Below are 16,344 nucleotides of genomic sequence, written 5' to 3' on the forward strand. Positions count from 1 at the left end.
CTGTTCAAATACGAAGCATTCGTTTTTGAACAGGGATGACGGATGACTACGCTGGACCCGTAAAAATAATTCTTATCCTGCCTGACGCAGCCCGGTGTAGGAGCGGCCTTGCGTCGCGATGGGCTGCAGAGCAGCCCCGGCAGTTTGTGCATCTGCGCTGAAATCCCGGGGCTGCTTTGCAGCCCATCGCGACGCAAGGCCGCTCCTACAAGGGATAGCGCCGGTTTTGAGAGTTCAGTCCCGTGCTTCAAATACCAGCAGATACGCCGAATACCGCTTAACCCTCAACGGAAACGCCTGCTCCAACGTCGCCAGCCCTTCATCCAGCCGGTCCAGCTGGAAGGTGCCGCTCACCTTCAGCCCGCGCAGCCGCTCATCCCCCACCAGCAGCCACCCTGGCCGGTACCGCTCCAGCGCCTTCAGCACCTGCGCCAGCGGCGCCTGCTCGAACACCAGCCGGCCCTGCTGCCAGGCCAACGCGGTGTCCACGTCCAACCCATGCCTGGCACCCAACCGGCCAGCCTCGCTCGCAACCGCCTCTCCGGCAGCCAGCTCGACCCGGTCTGCCGCATCACTGACCGCCACCCGCCCGCGCCTGACCAGCACATCCACCGTCGCGCCTTCGCGGCTCACTGCATAGACAGTTCCCAGCGCCGTGGCCTGCACTGCGCCAGCCTGCACAGTAAACGGCCGTGCCGGATCATGCGCCACGTCAAACACCGCCACGCCCTTGCGCAAGGTGATGCGCCGCGCGCGGGCAGTCAGTTCAACATCTACAGCCGAATCGGCATCCAGGCTGATGCGCGAACCATCGCTCAACGCAATAACCCGGCGCTCCCCGACCCCAGTGCGATAATCCGCCCCCCACTGCCCCTGCCAGGCCAGCGTCAAACCCACACCCAGCACCAGCACCGCCGCACTGGCCAGCGCCCACTGCCGGGCCGGTGCCCGTCGCCGCAGCGGCGCCTGCAGTTGCCCACTCAACGCCCACAGCCGACGCGCCTCGACGAACGCCTGCTGATGCTCCGGCGCCAGCGCACACCAGGCCCGCGCGGCCTCCACATCGCCAGGTTGCACATGCCCCGAAGTCAAACGCAGCACCCAGGCCTGGGCAGCCCGGCGTACGTCAGGTGAAGGGTCGAGGGGCGCGGAAGGCTCGTGCATGGCCATCAACGTTGCAAACTCTGGCCCAGAAAGTCCAGCGCAATGGCCAGCTGCTTCTCGACCGTGCTCACGGAAACCCCCAACTGCGCGGCCACCGCCTTGTGCGCCAGGCCTTCCAGGCGGCACAGCAGAAATATCTCCTGGCAGCGCGGCGGCAGGCGCTGCAGTGCCTCGGCCATGCGCGCCAGCTCGCGCCGGGCAGCGACCTCGGCAAATGGCTCGGGGCTTTCGCCGGTGACCTCGTACAGATAGGCCATGCCCTCGTCATGCTGCCCACGCGTGCCCCGGCTGCGGGTGTGGTCGATGACCAGGTTGCGGGCAATGCGGAACAGCAGGCTGCGCAGGTTCAGCACCGGGCCACGGGGCGGCTGGCGCAGCATGCGCAGGTAGGTTTCCTGCACCAGGTCGGCAGCGGTGTCGGTGTTGCGCAGCTGCCGGTACAGGAACGCGCGCAGCTCCCCGGCATGGGTCTTGAAAGCCAGCTCCAGCTCTTCGGTCTTCATGCGTGAGGGCAACCCGGACGGGGGAAGAAAGCGCTGACTTTAACGATAAGGGTTTTCATTTACAACGCATCGTAACTGCCCCTCCCCACCTGTGGGAGCGGCTTCAGCCGCGAACACCGGCAAAGCCGGTGCCATACACCGAGTTGCCTGCTTCGCGGGTGAATCGGACCGCCGCACCGCCGCTCCCACAGGGGCTGCGGTGTATGGGTGTTCGCGGCCAAGGCCGACAAGGGCCAGGGCCGGGCTTAGAACCTGGCCCGCAACGCCACATTGAAGTTGCGCGGCTCGCCATAGAAGTTCCAGTAGTTGGGGTTGCCCAAGGTCTGGTAGTACTTCTTGTCGAACACGTTATCCAGGTTGTACTGCACCTCCAGGTGCTTGTTGATCTCGTAGATCGCATGCAGGTTGGTCAGGTGGTAGGCCTCCTGCTGAATCTTGTAGTCCTCGCCAACTTCGGTCTGGGTCATCTTGCTCTGGGCGTAGAAGCTGCCGCCTACCCGTAGCTGGTCAAGCGCGCCTGGCAGGCGGTAGTCGGTCGCCAACTTGAACAGATGGCGTGGCGAAGCGCCGTTGAAGTCTTCGCCCTTCTGCTCACCGCCGATGTATTTCGACTGGGTATAGGTGTACCCCGCCGACAGGTTCCAGTTCGGCAGGATTTCACCGGTCAGCTCCAGCTCGATCCCTTTGTTGCGCACCTTGTCGGAGGCCCGATAGCACGAAAAGCTCATCTCGCAGGTCACCCGCTCCGCCCGGCCAGTCTGGTCGGCCTGGAATAGCGCAATGGCAGTTTGCAAGCGCTTGTCCAGGAACTCCCCCTTCAAACCGATTTCGTAGTTGCTGCCGGTCATCGGCGCGAGCGTGCTGCCGTCGGTAGCCTGGGCACTCTGCGGCTTGAAGATTTCGGTGTAGCTGACGTAGGCCGACCAGTTTTCGTTCAGGTCCTGAACCAGTCCCGCATAGGGCGTCACTTCACCACTCTTGGAGAAATGCCGGTAGTCAGTGGACTCACGAACACCATTGGTGTCATCCAGTGAATCGTGGCTGTACCAGCTCAGCCGGCTGCCGAGCAAAAAGGTGGTGCTGTCGGTAACGCTGAAACGGCTGGCCACATACACACCCTTTTGCTCCTGGGTGCGGTTGTATTGCCACTGGTTGACGTTGAGCGCGGTCGGCGCGGGCGGGTCGAACGCTGCCAGGTTGTTCATGTCGACGATGTAGCGGTAGGTGGCATCGCGCCCGCCGTGGTAGTCGAAGTCGTCCTTGTTCCAGTTCCCCCCCACAATCAGCTCATGCTGACGACCGAGCAACTGGAACGGGCCAGTGAAGTAGCCATCGATGCTGGTCTGGGTGTCATCGAAACGAAAATGGCGCGGGTTGAGGGTGAACAGGTCGGTGCCACCACCAGGGAAGGTGTAGTTGCCCAGGAAGTCCGACTTGGCCCACATCTGGTTGACCGCCACCACGCCCTTCCAGCCGTTGGCAAAGGTATGCTGGATGTCGGCGAACAGCGTGGTGTTGCGCTTGTCCAGGTGGTTCCAGTCGCCGGTCAGCGAGGTAGAGCGCGACATCGGGTAGAACGCGCCGCTCTCCTTGCTGGGCAGGCCCGACCAGTCATAACCGGAATTGCGTTCCTTCTGGTAGGTGAAACCGAAGGTGGCCAGGGTCGACTCATCGAGGTCGGCCTCGATAATGCCGTAATACAGCTGGTTTTCCTTCTGGGCCGTGTCCAGGTAGCTGTTGGCATTGTTGTAGGTGATGACCGAGCGGCCGCGCAGGGTGCCGGCTTCGTTCAGCGGCGCCGACAGGTCGACCATGGTCTTGTAGGCGTCCCACGAGCCGACCGAGGTTTCGATCAATGCCTGGGGCTCGGCCGTGGGCCGCTTGCGCACCAGGTTGATCGAGGCCGACGGGTTGCCCGCGCCTTCCATCAAGCCGGTGGCACCGCGCACCACCTCTACACGGTCGTAGATGTCGGTGTTGGGCTTGGAGATGGTGTCCATCGAGTACGGGTTGCCGATGTTGGTCGGCACGCCGTCGATCTGCAGGTTCTCGACCGTCTGCCCGCGAGCCTGATACAGCGAGCGCTCGCTACCGTTCTTGATGATGGTCACGCCGGTGGCGTTACGCATGACGTCGTCGAGATTCTGCATGTTCTGGTCATCCATGCGCTGGCGGGTGACCACGGTGACCGACTGCGGCGTTTCGCGCAGGCTCATCGGCAGTTTGGTAGCGGTGGACGAACGCCCGGTAGCATAAGCCCCAGTGGCTTCCGTCGTGTCGCCAAGGCCCTGACCGCTGATGGTGGTGCTGCCCAGGGTAACGGCACCGGCCGCGCCCTGCGCCTGTGGCACCAGCTGGAATTCCCGCTCACCGGTGCGCACCGCTTCCACGCCACTGCCCGCCAGCATTTGCGTCAGCGCCTGCTCGACACTGCTGGCGTGCACCGCCTGGCTCTGCTTGTTGGTGGTGAGCGTGGCATCACCGCCAATCAACAGCCCGGCCTGGCTGGCCAGCAGGTTCAGTTGCCGTGCCAGCGGCCCGGCCGGAATGTCGAACAGCACGCCTTGCGCTGCTGCGCCGTTGCTTTCGGCCTGGGTGGTGGCCGCGTGGCTGCCAAGGGCAAGGAGGATGGCCAGGGCCAGCGGATGATGGCGCGAGGAAGCAGGGTGGCGAAACAGCATGAAAGGGTCCTTCCGAAGGTGGAATGAAGTAGCGTCATCCCACCAAGCGCATGAGCGTCGTAAAACCGGAAAAAGAAATTTGAAAAACTTCAGGTTCTTCGCGGAAAACTGGGGAAGAGTGGCTGCGATTTTTCCGTAGGGAAGGTGGGGTGAGGGCTTGCAGGTGCATGGCTGGGGATTTGCGGTGATGCACAAATCGAGCGCCGCCCGCGCGGCGCTTCGCGGGGCAAGCCCGCTCCCACTGTCTGTTTCGGGCCAATGACTCCTGTGCCAGGTGGGTGGCAGCCCTGGTGCATGGCTGGAGATCGATGAAGTGCAACTGCGTCCCCTTCGATATCAAATGTAACGAACAAAGCGGACAGCGGTGACCTCACAGAAGTGACTGGCCCGAAACAGACAGTGGGAGCGGCCTTGTGCCGCGAAGCGCCGCGCGGGCGGCGCTCGATCTCAAAGGCGATAAAAATGTTGTGACAAGCACCTCTCAGCCCAGACGCTCTATCAGAGCAGACAAATTTCAGCGCGCCTCGATCGAGACCCACCAAGGCAAGATGCGCACCACCCGAATGGGTAACGCACGCTCCAGCATGGCCAGGGTGCGATCGGTATCCAGCAACGGGAAAGTGCCCACCGCTCGCAAGCTGTTCAGTGCCGGGTCGATGCCGAGGTGGCCGTGGCGGTAGTCGCGCAGCACGTCGATCACCTGGCCCAGCGGCATGTCTTCGGCCACCAGCACGCCACGGCTCCAGTCCTGACGCTGGGCTTGTGCAGCGCTCGAAACGCCCGCCTGCTGCGCATCGAACACCAGCATCTGCCCGGCGCCTAGCGTGGTCTGCACACCACTGCCGGAGCAGGTTGCCTGCACGGAGCCTGCGAACACACTCAAGGTCGTGGCCAGCCCCTGATCCCGCACGCTGAAGCGCGTACCGAGTGGTTGCATGCGCCCTGCCCGCGTCTCGACCGACAGTGGCCGAGGGTCCTTGCCGGTCTCGATCAGGATTTCGCCGCGGTACAGGCGCAGTTGCCGCACGCCGTCATCGAACTGCACATCCAGCGCCGTGCCGCCGTTCAGCCACAACTGGCTGCCATCGGCCAAAGTGAGCGGCCGCACTTCCGTCATACCGGTGCGGTAGGTGGCAAACCAGGCGCGTGGCGAGTCTACCCAACCCCGCTGCCAGCCGCCCCAGCCCAACACGCCAGCCGCGCCCGCTACACAAAGGCTGCCGAGTACGGCGCGCCGCGATTGTTGGTGACTGCGAACGCTGTCGAACACCTGCCGCGCCTGCTCTGCCTGGCCATCGAGGTTGCCGAAGCGCTGGTTGATGTTTTCCACGTAGGACCAGGCCAGGCGATGCCGCGCATCCTCGGTCAGCCAAGCCTGCCATTGCGCCTGGGTTGCGGCGTCATTACCCGCCGCGTGCAGCCGCGCGAACCAGCCTGCCGCTGCTTGCAGCACGGCATGGTCGAGTTGCCCCCGGCTCATGCCAGTGAGTCATCCAGTTCGGCTTCCAGCAACAGGCACTGGTACATCGCCTGAGCCAGGTAGCTGTTCACGGTGCGCTCACTCACGCCCAGCTGCTCGGCGATCTCGCGCTGCTTCATGCCCTGCAGTTGCGCCATGGAAAACGCCTCGGCCACCCGCTTGGGCATGCGTTCGAACATGGCCTGCAGTTGCCCCAGGGTTTCGAGAATGACCGCCTGATGCTCCAGCGACGGCGCAAATTGCTCGGGCTGGCTGGCCAGTACTTCCAGGTAAGCCTGCTCCACCCGCCGCCGCCGCCAGAAATCCACACAGGCATTGCGCGACATGCGCCCCAGGTAGGCGCGGGCATGCTCGTGGTCATTGAATGTGCGAGGTTTGCTCAGCAGCCGCACGAACACATCCTGCGCCAACTCCGCCGCATCGTGGGCATTGCCGAGCTTGCGCTGCAGCCACTGGCGGATCCAGCCGTGGTGGGAACGGTAGAGCTGCTCCAGTTCGAAACCAGCGGCTGGGGGGGTGGGAGAGGCATTCATGGAGGGTGCCACTATGCTAATAGGAATTATTAGCAATGGTAGCTTGGATGAATGGGCACGAGCAATTGGTGGGGCTACTCACCCCACTAGCCGTTCGGTCAATGCGCGATCGGGCGTGGCCACCAGCTTGCGCACCGGCGTCCAAGCCCAGCCTCGCTCAAAGCGCTTTCATCTCGGCAATATCCCGCGCCACCTGATCCGCAGAGTGGTCAAACATCGCCTGCTCCTGCGCATCCAGCGGCAACTCGATGACCCGCGCAAGCCCCTCCTCTGCCAGTACACAGGGCACACCCATGGCGATATCCTTGCGCCCGTATTCACCCTCAAGAATCGCCACCGCCGGCAAAATGCGGTTTCGCCCATTGGCGATGGCATCCACCATCTGTGCAATGGCCACCCCCGGCGCATCACAGGCGCTGCCCAGCTTCTTCAAATTCAGAATCTCGCCACCGCCCTTGCGTGTGCGCTCCACAATCTGCTCAATCTGCTCACTGGACAGGAAGTGGGACAGCGGCACCGAGCCGACCTGGCAGTAGCGCATCAGCGGCACCATGCTGTCGCCATGCCCGCCCAGCACCAGCGCGGTGATATCCCGGGCAGAAAACCCGGTCTGCTCGGCAATGAAGCACTTCATGCGCGCGGTATCCAGCACCCCTGCCTGCCCGAACACCTTGTCGCGCCCCTGCCCGCTCAGGCTCCAGGCCCGGTAGGTCAGCACGTCGACCGGGTTGGATACCACCAACACCGTCGCTGTCGGCGCATGCTGTTTGATATCCGCCATGATGCTATCGATAATCGGCAAGTTGATGCTCAGTACATCCTGCCGCGACTGCCCAGGCTTGCGCGGTACACCAGCGGTAATCACTACCAGCTCGGAACCGTCCAGCATTTCGGCTTTGGCCCCACCGTAAACCCGGGTATCGGAACCCGATTCCACTGCAGCCTGCCACACGTCCAGCGCCTTGCCCTGCGCCAACTCACCTTGCACATCCATCAGCACCAGCTCACGGCACAACTCATCCCGGGCGATGATCTGCGCCGCCGCCTCGCCGACCATGCCGGCACCCACGATTGATAGTTTTTTCACCAGACACCTCCTAGCGGCGCGCGCCACCAGGAACACGCCTGCGTATACAGATGAAGTATTGCCCGCTGAGGCTAAAAGGCCACCCGAAGGTTGCTGCCAGTCAGGCAAATGGTCTGGGCGGGCTCGCGGCCCATTGCCAACGCTACGGCGCAAGCCACAACTTGCACTGCATCACTATTCCATCACGGAGCATTCCACCCGCAAGAACGGGAAAAGCTCGTCTGGATTACGGCACTCGCTGTTCAGCTTCAGGCGTGCTGCTTCTGCGAGCGAGCGGGTCGGGTAGCTTGGCTTCAGCCGTAGTTTTTCTTGGTTGTCGTAGATGTCGAAGCCACCTGACACAGTCGCCGCATAAAACCGAGAGCCTGATTGAAAGGTTTCTTTTTCTATTGGTACTGCAGGAACGATAACAAATCTTGTTTGCATATTTCGTGCCTCCCCGACTGATACCTTAGTATTAGCCTGAGGATTGAAAAGCATCAATATGACTCATCGAGACGAATCAGTGACGCGGCGTGTCACTCGTCTGGGGCGCAGGCTCTTCAAGCCAGCACTGGCCCTTGTAGGAGCGGCCTTGCGTCGCGATGGGCTGCGCAGCAGCCCCAATTAGGCGCGACGGGTGAACGCGGAAGAGACCATGACACGATCACATGCGCTTGACAGCATCCCACCGCACCGCAAATACTTTGCCGAGATTCATATAGATGACCAAATAACAAGGTGAATCTTCCCATGACCGCACTGCCCAGCCCTACTCGTTTGCCCGGCGCGATACCTTCGCCCGTCAGCACCAGCTCCACTCCTCCTCTGAAGTTCGAAGACTGCGTATCCAGTCGGCCATTTGTGCGCGACAGATAACTGCAAATCCTGAGTGCCGCTAGCGCGCCAGCCCAACCGAGATCCCCTGAATGACTCCCTTAGATATACAGCTGTTGCTGACCGCACTGGTCAGCGTCCTGGTGCTGGTGGCGCTCATCGTGTCCCGCCTCAAGATGCACCCGCTTCTGGCCCTGCTGGTAGTGTCCATTGGCGTGGGCTTTGCTACCCGCATGGACCCCGGCAGCATCGTCTCCCACCTGCTCACCGGCGCCGGCAAGACCCTGGGTGCGGTCGGGGTGGTGATCGCGCTTGGCGCGATGCTCGGCAAAATCCTGGCTGACGCGGGCGTCACCGAACAGGTCGCGGATGTGATCCTCAAGCGCACCTCGGACCGGATGATTCCTTGGGCGATGATGCTGGTTGCCTTCGTCATCGGCATCCCGATGTTCTTCGAAGTGGGCCTGGTGATCATGCTGCCGTTGATATTCAGCGTGGCGCGAAAGCTGGAAAGCAAGGCCCGCTTCAAGGGCTCTGCGTATGTGTATGTAGGTGTGCCGGTGATTTCCGCGCTTGCCGCCATGCACGGCATGGTACCGCCACACCCCGGCCCGTTGACCGCCATCGCCGTGCTCAAGACCTCGGTCGGGCCCACCATGCTTTATGGCTTCCTTGCCGCTATCCCGGCAATGATCCTGGGCGGCCCGCTGTATGGCATGTTCATTTCGCAGCGCATGAACACCCGCCCCGATCAGGCATTGCTGGACCAGTTCACACTGACTGAGAAAGCCGATGATCAGACCCGCCCCGGCGTATTGGTCGGCATGCTGGCCGCGCTGCTGCCGGCGATCCTGATGCTGGTGCATGCCGTCGCCGAGATGCTGCTGCCCAAGGGTAATGCGCTGCTGGAATTGGCCAGCTTCCTGGGCAACCCGCTGATCGCCATGCTGCTGGGCGTGTTGTTCGCAGGCTTCAGCCTGGTACTGGCGCGCGGCGGTGACGCCGAACAACTGCGCGATGCGCTGGGCAAAAGCCTCAAGCCTATCGCCTCGATCATCATGATCATCGCCGGGGGCGGAGCCTTCCAGGAGATGCTGACCAGCGCCAAGGTCGGCGATGCCATTGTGCACCTGACCCAGCAGTCTGCCTTCCCGCCGTTGATCCTGGGGTGGTTGATCGCGATGCTGCTGTCGGTGTCTACCGGCTCTGCCACCGTCGGTATCGTCGGCGCTGCCGGCTTGCTGGCACCACTTGCAGGTGCCGACCCCAGCTTGAACCTGCCATTGCTGGCCCTGTCCATCGGCTGCGGTTCGCTGTTTTTCAACTATGCCAACCATGCGGGTTTCTGGATGGTGAAGGAGTCGTTTGGCATGACCATGGGCGAAGCTACCAAGACCATTTCGGTGGTGCAGTCCATTGTGGCGGTGGTCGGCTTGATCGTGGTGTTGATGTTGAATGCGGCGATTACTGTGGGCTGAAGCGGCTTCGCAAAACGTGCCGTCATGGAACGGCACTGCGATCCGAAAATTGACTACACCTGTGAAGTCGTCAGAAGATGACCCTATGAGCACTTACAAGCGTGTGAAAATGATGCGTCCCATGATGACCGCCTTCGGCGGGCCATAGGACGCTGCGCGCGCAACGCAAATAGAACGCACCCCTAAGCCCCGCCCCAAATGGTCGGGGCTTTTTCATGCTCCGATCATGGCCGTTCATGACAAGGAGAGTGAACATGCTGCAGATCCGTCCAGCCAAATACAGCGACGCTGAGGCCGCTTTCGATATTCGGCTTCAGGCAATTCGGCACCAGTGTATTAGCGCCTACACGCCGGAACAGGTTCGTGCCTGGACTCAGGTGCCGCTGACCGAGGGATACAGGGCCAGCGTGGCGCGGCAATATCACATTGCATGGTGGCACGATGTACCTGTTGCCACTGGGCTGATCGATTTCCAGTCCGGGGAACTGGGTGCGCTCTTTGTGCTGCCAGCATTCATGGGGGCGGGCATAGGCAAGGCGATGGTTCGCTATCTGGAGCGACTGGCGCTTGAGGCGGGGCTTACCGAGATTCATCTGGACGCCACTCCAAATGCCACCCCGTTCTACCATCGGTGTGGTTATCAGGGGGAGGCTCAGGGTATCTATACCTCGCCTTCGGGGCTTGAGCTGGCCTGCACGCCCATGCACAAACGGCTGGTCGGCTAAAAACGGCATTGATCGTTTTCTGCGGGGACTTCCAAAGCAGGCGCCCACCTGGATACCCGCAAACCTGCGCGGCCCTTTGTAGGAGCGGCCTTGTGTCGCGAAAGGGCCGCAAAGCGGCCCCACGATTTCAGCCGTAATACACGGGATAGCAAGGCTGCTTTTCAGCCCTCCCGCGCCTTCAGCTAATCGGATGGGTCCTGACCGCTCTGCACCATGACCTTCCCACACTGTTCACTGGCCAGCCGGCTGATAATCCGAATCGCCTGATGAATCCCGGCCGTGTTGCGAAAGCTCAGGCGCGGGTTGTGTTCGCATTCCAGCATTTCGTCGTGCTGGACCAGAGCCTCGCCTAGCAGTTCGAGTGTCCAGGCGTAGCTTTGGATGGTGGATAGGCGTTCTTGGTCAGTCATGGTGGGTCTCCGGTTGGGTGGAGACCAAAAGGGATTGGCTGACAGTGAAGTTACGGAGGACTGTCGAGGAACGACGGTGGAGAACGTATGCGAGGATCTGTAACGGATTTACGGTGGTCATGCATGAGTTCCTTTCGTGATGGAACTGCCACCGCTCGCGGCCAAGCAAGTTAAGGTGGCAGCAGTACGCGGGTTGGCCGACCGGGACGAAAGGAGCCCGGCACACCCGAAGGTGTCCCGCGCACCACCGCCATAACGCGACATCGCGGGCACAAAAAAAGCGCCTGCGATGAAGATGGGGCGCTGATGCGCCTTTCGATTCCGACCGGCCAAGGTCGCATCGCCGATGCTTCGGCGACGGGAGGACTTTATTCCTGGGTGAGTGTTTTCGCAAGTTTCTCAGGCTACGAAAGGACTGCGCGTTTGGTAGGAAAACAACCTGCCACAAGCAACGCACACACGTCAGGACTTACGCGGTCAGTGTAGGAGCTGGCTTGCCTGCGATGGGCTGCGCAGCAGCCCCATACACCCAACCGACAGGAATAACCCACCTAGGTGCCTTCAGCAGAGGGCCAGCCACAACGACGATATCTGGCCCGCCACTCATCAAAGATCTCGACTAACTCTCCCGTTCCTGACCGTTTCGCTCCATGACCTTCCCACACTGCTCACTGGCCAACCGGCTGATAATCCGAATCGCCTGATGGATACCGGCCGTATTGCGAAAGCTGAGCCGCGGGTTGTGCTCGCACTCCAGCATTTCATCATGCTGAACTAGGGCCTCGCCTAACAGTTCGAGAGTCCAGGCGTAGCTTTGGATGGTGGATAGCCGTTCTTGGTCAGTCATGGCGGGCCTCCGGTTGGGTGGAAACAAATAGGGCTTGGCTGACGGCGAGGTTACGGAGGACCGTCGAGGAACGACGGTGGAGAACGAATGCGGGGATCCTGCTCGGACTTGAGATAAGCATGCATGAGGCTCCAAGTTTCAGTTGGAGCTGCCACGATCCTTCCTACGGGATTGGGTGGCAGCTGTGTGTGGGGTAGGAATACCGGGAAACTTGGAAACCCGGCCAGGCCGAAGCCTGCCCACACACAGCCGCCATGACACAGCACGGCAGGCACAAAAAAAGCGCCAGCTGTGGTGCAGGGGCGCCTAGTGCGTGCGCCAAGTTTACCAACGGGTTCCTACGCCCGGTCACGGAATTTGCCGTGACGTGGAAATTTAGCCTCACATTTCTCGCTAGGGCAAGTGTGAAAGTTGTAGGAAACGTCTCCGAATAATGTACGAAAGGCGTTCAACGGTGCGGATTGCGCCCAGAACCACAACCTGAATTTTCTTTACATCTCATAGGAATAACAGAGTTCAGATAGCGGGACGGACGTAGTTTGGTCGTGAAGCCCAGCTCTCGCGGGGCTGGAATTTGGTGGATACTTAGCCGTACCTCATAAGGTATGTACAAATAAATCAGTTAGTTATGGCTTTCAGTGGAATCGAATTTTGAATCTGTGTGTAAAAGCTTATCTGGTGCTGATGAGTGGAGTTTTGTGAGGGGGGCTGCACAGAGATTGCCCTTTCACGATTGTCCACTCGAGAGCGGCAGCAACCGCTCCGTAGCTGCCGCTGCAAATCGGTTTAGCAACTTAGATTGGCGCCTCAGTAAGGAGGTTAAGCCCGAAACAATAAAATTCCTATTTAAGTACAAGCGATTCGATAGCTGTCCGTAACCGATCTGCTTCGTACATTGCCGAGGTCGATGCGACGATGGTACTGAGGTGTTTTGAGCAGAGACGAGGATAGCTACGGCCACCGATTGGATTCACCCATCCGAAGCACCGACTTCAGGTTTTTGGGCTGCCTGATCCCCGAGGTCCCGACTCGGTCGGCGGAGGGCATCGCGTTCCTGCGAGCTGAGCGCAGCGAAGGCCTCAAACACTTGCCAATGTTCAGAGACAAATCGGCGGAATTGGATAATAGGAAATCACGTGTGAGCCACCTGACGCGCTTGAAAAGCTGTCGCTGCAATTCGGGAGTGACCTGAAGATAGTTGGAGTGAAACCTGCGTGGGCTGCCATGGTCGGGCACGTCGATCCAGTACCCTTCTCCGCGTTCCGGGCGCGTTCCGAAGAATTTGATCTTCAGGTAGCCGGGCCGTCGAACCGCTCTCCGGTTTCGATCCTCTGTGTCCCAGCGTAGGCGCATTGCTGGCGACGCCTCAGTGATCGTCTTGTAGGTCTATGCCGGCGAGCGCATCCCTTCCATCATCGCAGAAGCGATAGCCGTATTGCCCTTGCTTGTTCGCTTACGCGAGCACCAGTGCGAGCCTGACATCTTCCACTTAAAAGGAAATACCCAGCAAATATTCTCCGAGCAACCTGATCTGCAAATTTTTTACCATAGCAGCCTGCAAAGGAGCCGCCGTGGTCACCACACCATCCCCCATTTTCAAGATGAAACCCGCCGATCTGGTGCAACACCCCACAGGCGGCATAGTCTTTGGCGTAATCCCGCCGATTTCAGCCATGAAACTCAACCTCGCCGAGGGCAAGGTCTACGTAAAAGTCGGCCAGCACTTTAAGGGTAAAGGCGGTCAGGCCAGCGGCCATGGCATCTTGCACATCTGGCACGGCAAGAAGGTGTTTCTACGTAAGAGAGGGATCAACAGCCCTGATCACCTGGCTGCATTCATCGCCTCGCTTATGGCGCTGGGCACCGGAATCTATCACGACGCCAACCACCCTTTAGCAGCCAAAAGGCGCATCACTCTGCTAAGAACGATAGACGGAACGTTAACGCTAGAGCCCCGCGAAGGCGACCGGGTACTTGGCTTTCATTACTCGGTGGTGACCTGGACACCCCAGCCCACGCCGCGAGGTACCAAAGTCGGCGAAATCATGATCGACTGGGCAAAAGAAAAGGCGACCCTTGCGGGGTCGCCTTCGGATGTTACTGAGGCTGTAGTCGCAGCGATTCTTTAGTTTCCGGATCTGTGATCCATCAGGTCAGAACCCAGTCGAATCATCGGCCGTATGGTGGGGCCTATCGACTGTCCCTACGTCAGTGAGTGCCAGCTTCACTGCTGCCAGATCCGGGGGGCCAATTACTGGCAAGCCATGCCCGAAAATGCGCGTTTGCAGTCCTCGGGGAAGATTGTCGAAGATTTCCCCTGAAAGGTCAAACCACCTCTTTTTGGCAATTTGTTTCAGAAAACGGCTGAGGCCAAGGACGCTTACAAGCAACAAAAAAGGCCCGCATCGCTGCAAGCCTTGATATGTGGGTAAGCGTCTGCCGAACACACCTTCAGAATCCCCAGATCAAGGGGGATGGTGTCCACCTAAAAATACGTGGACACCACCGCCCTTAATTCAAGGAACACCATGCGTCAGCGCACCTCTTATCCCAAATCCTTCAAGGCCCAAGTTGTCCAGGACTGCCTGAGCCCTGATGTGTCCATTGCCAGCGTGGCGCTGCGGCACGGCATCAACGCCAATCTGGTACGGAAGTGGATACCGATCTATCGTGACAGGCAGGCTTCTGCCTTACCTGCATTTGTACCGTTGAGGCTTGAGACCGCTGTGGCGACGCCTGCTCGGCAGGATGTAGCCCGCATCGATATCTCTTCCGGGCAGCGAACAGTCACTGTGAACTGGCCGATCTCCGACCCGGACGGCTGCGCCCGCTTCATCAGCAGCCTCTCCCAATGATCCGCATCGACGCCACAGTCGATTCTGCCCCAGCACTGGTCTCAAAAGTGCTAATCGGGAGTTTCCTGCTCAGGAGTGAACCGGTAAGGCCAACCCGAACGCTACAAAAAAACCACCACATACCTTGTTGAATCGATGACCCGTGCGAGCTAGCCAAGGTCTGACCTTGTGCGCGGCACTCGCCACGGCATACTCAACAAAAAATTCCACGACTGCGTAGGTCAACGCGATGGCAGCTGTCTGCGCCACGATATTACGTTGTGGGTCAAGGAAAGGCGGGATGAATGCGGTGAACAATAGTAGTGCTTTGGGATTTGATACGGCAGAAACCAGCCCCTGACGGAACAACACCCATGGCTGCGAGCTTCCGGCGGCCTGCGCATCAATCGAGATGGGAGCCGAACGCCACAATCCATACCCTAACCAGATCAAGTACAGTCCGCCTAAAATTTTCAACGCTGTAAACCAAACAGCTGACGCCTGGATCAGGGCGCCTAGTCCCAAAGCGCAAAGCGCAAGCACGAAGGTGAATCCTAGTACTCCACCACTGATGGTGAATAGCGTCCTCCGACTGCCATGCATGGCTCCATGAGTCAGCACCAACAATGCGTTAGGCCCTGGTACCACCGCCATCCCACAGCACGTAAAAAAGTAGAGCAACCAGGTATCGAGAGGCATCACGGCGTCCAGTCTTTGGCAGATGTAGACTGCCATCATGGGGCAGGAATTTAGCTTCGCAAAAGCGCATAATTCACACACCAACCTTTCGATTTTCGAAAAGAGATTCCGATGCCTGCAAGCGATTTGCAAATTGATTGGCTCAAATGTTTCGTGGCCGCAGTTGATGCGGGATCGTTGACAGGCGCAGGGCATGAGATCAACCGATCTCCATCAGCGGTCAGTATGCAAATGAAGAAGCTGGAGACCACGCTTGGCCGACAGCTATTGACTCGCGGACAGAAACGGCTTGAGTTGACTGTTGATGGTGAGGTGCTTCTGAGCTATGCCCGCCGCATGCTTGCACTTCATGCCGAAACCGTCGCTGTTTTCAGCGGTGAGGAATTGCGGGGGCGAATACGCTTGGGAGTGGCCGAAGACTACGCGGCCAAATACCTCACACCAGTTCTCAAGCGTTATGCTCCGCGCTATGCGGACGTTGAGATCGAATTGAGTTGTGAGCAGTCAACGGCTCTGATTCCTTTGGTGCAAAGTGGGGATCTGGATCTCGCTTTGGTCTCAAGGGACTCCAAGCAACGAGGTACGCTGCTCTTTGAGGAGCCCATGGTCTGGGTAGGCTCTCCCTCCTTTGAACTCTGGAAGAGAGATCCAGTGCCAATCGCTGTTTACGAGAAAGAAAGTCTTGCCCGCCGCAATGCCGTCCGCTCCCTGACGCTCCAGGGGCGGGACTTCAAGGTCGTCTATCACAGCTCAAGTCTTGCCGGGCAGGTCGCTGCTGTAGAAGGGGGGCTTGCAATCGCGGCAGTCACTCAGTGCAGCGTCCCTGATTCGCTCAGCGTGCTCACCAAAGAGCATGGCGTGGGTCATATAGAGCCCATGCAGGTCGCCGTGATTCGGAGCAAGGCTTCCGGTGGCTCTATGGCAGTGGATAGCCTGCACAAATTCATCATCGGTGCACTTAGGCAGGCTCGTTAGCACTGCATGCCACAATCAGGCATGCAAGGTGTAACGGCCAGACGCTTACATATGTGGTGCGGCACCAGACGAACGGTTGTTGGCCGTAATGTCCCGGTTTTCACGGAGCTGG

Annotated in this window: 15 protein-coding genes; 5 read left to right on the forward strand and 10 right to left on the reverse strand. The window is 59.8% G+C overall.

From position 1 onward, the window contains the following. Positions 1–234 precede the first annotated feature (234 nt). From ACIP1G_RS06615 to ACIP1G_RS06645, 7 genes are all read right to left on the reverse strand, one after another. Positions 235–1,164 carry a FecR family protein gene (locus ACIP1G_RS06615; RefSeq protein ID WP_400734843.1) on the reverse strand — a complete coding sequence of 310 codons (930 nt, stop codon included), beginning with the start codon at positions 1,162–1,164 and terminating at the stop codon, positions 235–237. Between the two features lie 5 nt (positions 1,165–1,169). Further along, a complete protein-coding gene (locus ACIP1G_RS06620; protein WP_400734844.1) occupies positions 1,170–1,667 on the reverse strand; it encodes an RNA polymerase sigma factor in 498 nt (165 codons plus the stop codon). Positions 1,668–1,912: 245 nt separating this feature from the next. After that, on the reverse strand, positions 1,913–4,348 hold the full coding sequence (locus tag ACIP1G_RS06625; RefSeq protein ID WP_400734846.1) for a TonB-dependent siderophore receptor: 2,436 nt from the start codon (positions 4,346–4,348) through the stop codon (positions 1,913–1,915). Positions 4,349–4,862: 514 nt separating this feature from the next. Then, complete coding sequence (locus tag ACIP1G_RS06630; RefSeq protein ID WP_400734848.1) at positions 4,863–5,828, reverse strand: FecR domain-containing protein; 966 nt, start codon at positions 5,826–5,828, stop codon at positions 4,863–4,865. Further along, the gene (locus tag ACIP1G_RS06635; protein ID WP_400734850.1) at positions 5,825–6,361 is read right to left on the reverse strand and encodes a sigma-70 family RNA polymerase sigma factor; all 537 of its coding nucleotides are present in this window, start codon (positions 6,359–6,361) and stop codon (positions 5,825–5,827) included. The genes ACIP1G_RS06630 and ACIP1G_RS06635 overlap by 4 nt, the downstream gene beginning before the upstream one ends. Positions 6,362–6,518: 157 nt before the next feature. Then, positions 6,519–7,448 (reverse strand): malate dehydrogenase, encoded by a 930-nt coding sequence (locus ACIP1G_RS06640; protein WP_400734852.1) that lies wholly within the window; start codon positions 7,446–7,448, stop codon positions 6,519–6,521. Between the two features lie 174 nt (positions 7,449–7,622). Beyond that, positions 7,623–7,874, reverse strand: coding sequence for a hypothetical protein (locus tag ACIP1G_RS06645; RefSeq protein ID WP_400734854.1), 252 nt, complete (start codon positions 7,872–7,874; stop codon positions 7,623–7,625). A 482-nt stretch (positions 7,875–8,356) separates the two neighbouring features. Between ACIP1G_RS06645 and ACIP1G_RS06650 the strand changes: the two genes are divergently transcribed. Together ACIP1G_RS06650 and ACIP1G_RS06655 are read left to right on the forward strand one after the other, a co-directional pair. Continuing rightward, complete coding sequence (locus ACIP1G_RS06650) at positions 8,357–9,742, forward strand: GntP family permease (RefSeq protein ID WP_400734856.1); 1,386 nt, start codon at positions 8,357–8,359, stop codon at positions 9,740–9,742. Positions 9,743–9,996: 254 nt separating this feature from the next. Further along, positions 9,997–10,467 carry a GNAT family N-acetyltransferase gene (locus tag ACIP1G_RS06655; protein WP_400734858.1) on the forward strand — a complete coding sequence of 157 codons (471 nt, stop codon included), beginning with the start codon at positions 9,997–9,999 and terminating at the stop codon, positions 10,465–10,467. 182 nt (positions 10,468–10,649) lie between these two features. Here the strand turns inward: ACIP1G_RS06655 and ACIP1G_RS06660 are convergent, their stop codons facing one another. Both ACIP1G_RS06660 and ACIP1G_RS06665 read right to left on the reverse strand, forming a co-directional pair. Further along, a complete protein-coding gene (locus tag ACIP1G_RS06660; RefSeq protein ID WP_400734859.1) occupies positions 10,650–10,877 on the reverse strand; it encodes a hypothetical protein in 228 nt (75 codons plus the stop codon). 619 nt (positions 10,878–11,496) lie between these two features. Then, complete coding sequence (locus ACIP1G_RS06665; RefSeq protein ID WP_400734861.1) at positions 11,497–11,724, reverse strand: hypothetical protein; 228 nt, start codon at positions 11,722–11,724, stop codon at positions 11,497–11,499. Positions 11,725–13,295: 1,571 nt separating this feature from the next. Here ACIP1G_RS06665 and ACIP1G_RS06670 point away from each other — a divergent pair. Then, positions 13,296–13,853 (forward strand): hypothetical protein, encoded by a 558-nt coding sequence (locus tag ACIP1G_RS06670; protein WP_400734863.1) that lies wholly within the window; start codon positions 13,296–13,298, stop codon positions 13,851–13,853. Between the two features lie 399 nt (positions 13,854–14,252). Next, the gene (gene tnpA / locus ACIP1G_RS06675) at positions 14,253–14,579 is read left to right on the forward strand and encodes an IS66-like element accessory protein TnpA (RefSeq protein WP_400734865.1); all 327 of its coding nucleotides are present in this window, start codon (positions 14,253–14,255) and stop codon (positions 14,577–14,579) included. 69 nt (positions 14,580–14,648) lie between these two features. On the opposite strand, the gene ACIP1G_RS06680 is transcribed toward tnpA, so the two are convergent. Next, a complete protein-coding gene (locus ACIP1G_RS06680) occupies positions 14,649–15,257 on the reverse strand; it encodes a LysE family translocator (RefSeq protein ID WP_400734867.1) in 609 nt (202 codons plus the stop codon). 111 nt (positions 15,258–15,368) lie between these two features. On the opposite strand from ACIP1G_RS06680, the gene ACIP1G_RS06685 reads away from it, so the two are divergent. After that, on the forward strand, positions 15,369–16,232 hold the full coding sequence (locus ACIP1G_RS06685; RefSeq protein ID WP_400734868.1) for a LysR family transcriptional regulator: 864 nt from the start codon (positions 15,369–15,371) through the stop codon (positions 16,230–16,232). Positions 16,233–16,344 lie beyond the last annotated feature (112 nt).

It is taken from the genome of Pseudomonas sp. NPDC089392 (assembly GCF_044749595.1).
GTDB lineage: Bacteria > Pseudomonadota > Gammaproteobacteria > Pseudomonadales > Pseudomonadaceae > Aquipseudomonas.

Excerpts from the sequence above, each read along its gene's own strand:
- ACIP1G_RS06615 (WP_400734843.1), bottom strand. The coding sequence starts at position 1,164 with ATGCACGAGCCTTCCGCGCCCCTCGACCCTTCACCTGACGTACGCCGG.
- ACIP1G_RS06620 (WP_400734844.1), bottom strand. The coding sequence starts at position 1,667 with ATGAAGACCGAAGAGCTGGAGCTGGCTTTCAAGACCCATGCCGGGGAG.
- ACIP1G_RS06625 (WP_400734846.1), bottom strand. The coding sequence starts at position 4,348 with ATGCTGTTTCGCCACCCTGCTTCCTCGCGCCATCATCCGCTGGCCCTG.
- ACIP1G_RS06630 (WP_400734848.1), bottom strand. The coding sequence starts at position 5,828 with ATGAGCCGGGGGCAACTCGACCATGCCGTGCTGCAAGCAGCGGCAGGC.
- ACIP1G_RS06635 (WP_400734850.1), bottom strand. The coding sequence starts at position 6,361 with ATGAATGCCTCTCCCACCCCCCCAGCCGCTGGTTTCGAACTGGAGCAG.
- ACIP1G_RS06645 (WP_400734854.1), bottom strand. The coding sequence starts at position 7,874 with ATGCAAACAAGATTTGTTATCGTTCCTGCAGTACCAATAGAAAAAGAA.
- ACIP1G_RS06650 (WP_400734856.1), top strand. The coding sequence starts at position 8,357 with ATGACTCCCTTAGATATACAGCTGTTGCTGACCGCACTGGTCAGCGTC.
- ACIP1G_RS06655 (WP_400734858.1), top strand. The coding sequence starts at position 9,997 with ATGCTGCAGATCCGTCCAGCCAAATACAGCGACGCTGAGGCCGCTTTC.
- ACIP1G_RS06660 (WP_400734859.1), bottom strand. The coding sequence starts at position 10,877 with ATGACTGACCAAGAACGCCTATCCACCATCCAAAGCTACGCCTGGACA.
- ACIP1G_RS06665 (WP_400734861.1), bottom strand. The coding sequence starts at position 11,724 with ATGACTGACCAAGAACGGCTATCCACCATCCAAAGCTACGCCTGGACT.
- tnpA (WP_400734865.1), top strand. The coding sequence starts at position 14,253 with ATGCGTCAGCGCACCTCTTATCCCAAATCCTTCAAGGCCCAAGTTGTC.
- ACIP1G_RS06680 (WP_400734867.1), bottom strand. The coding sequence starts at position 15,257 with ATGCCTCTCGATACCTGGTTGCTCTACTTTTTTACGTGCTGTGGGATG.
- ACIP1G_RS06685 (WP_400734868.1), top strand. The coding sequence starts at position 15,369 with ATGCCTGCAAGCGATTTGCAAATTGATTGGCTCAAATGTTTCGTGGCC.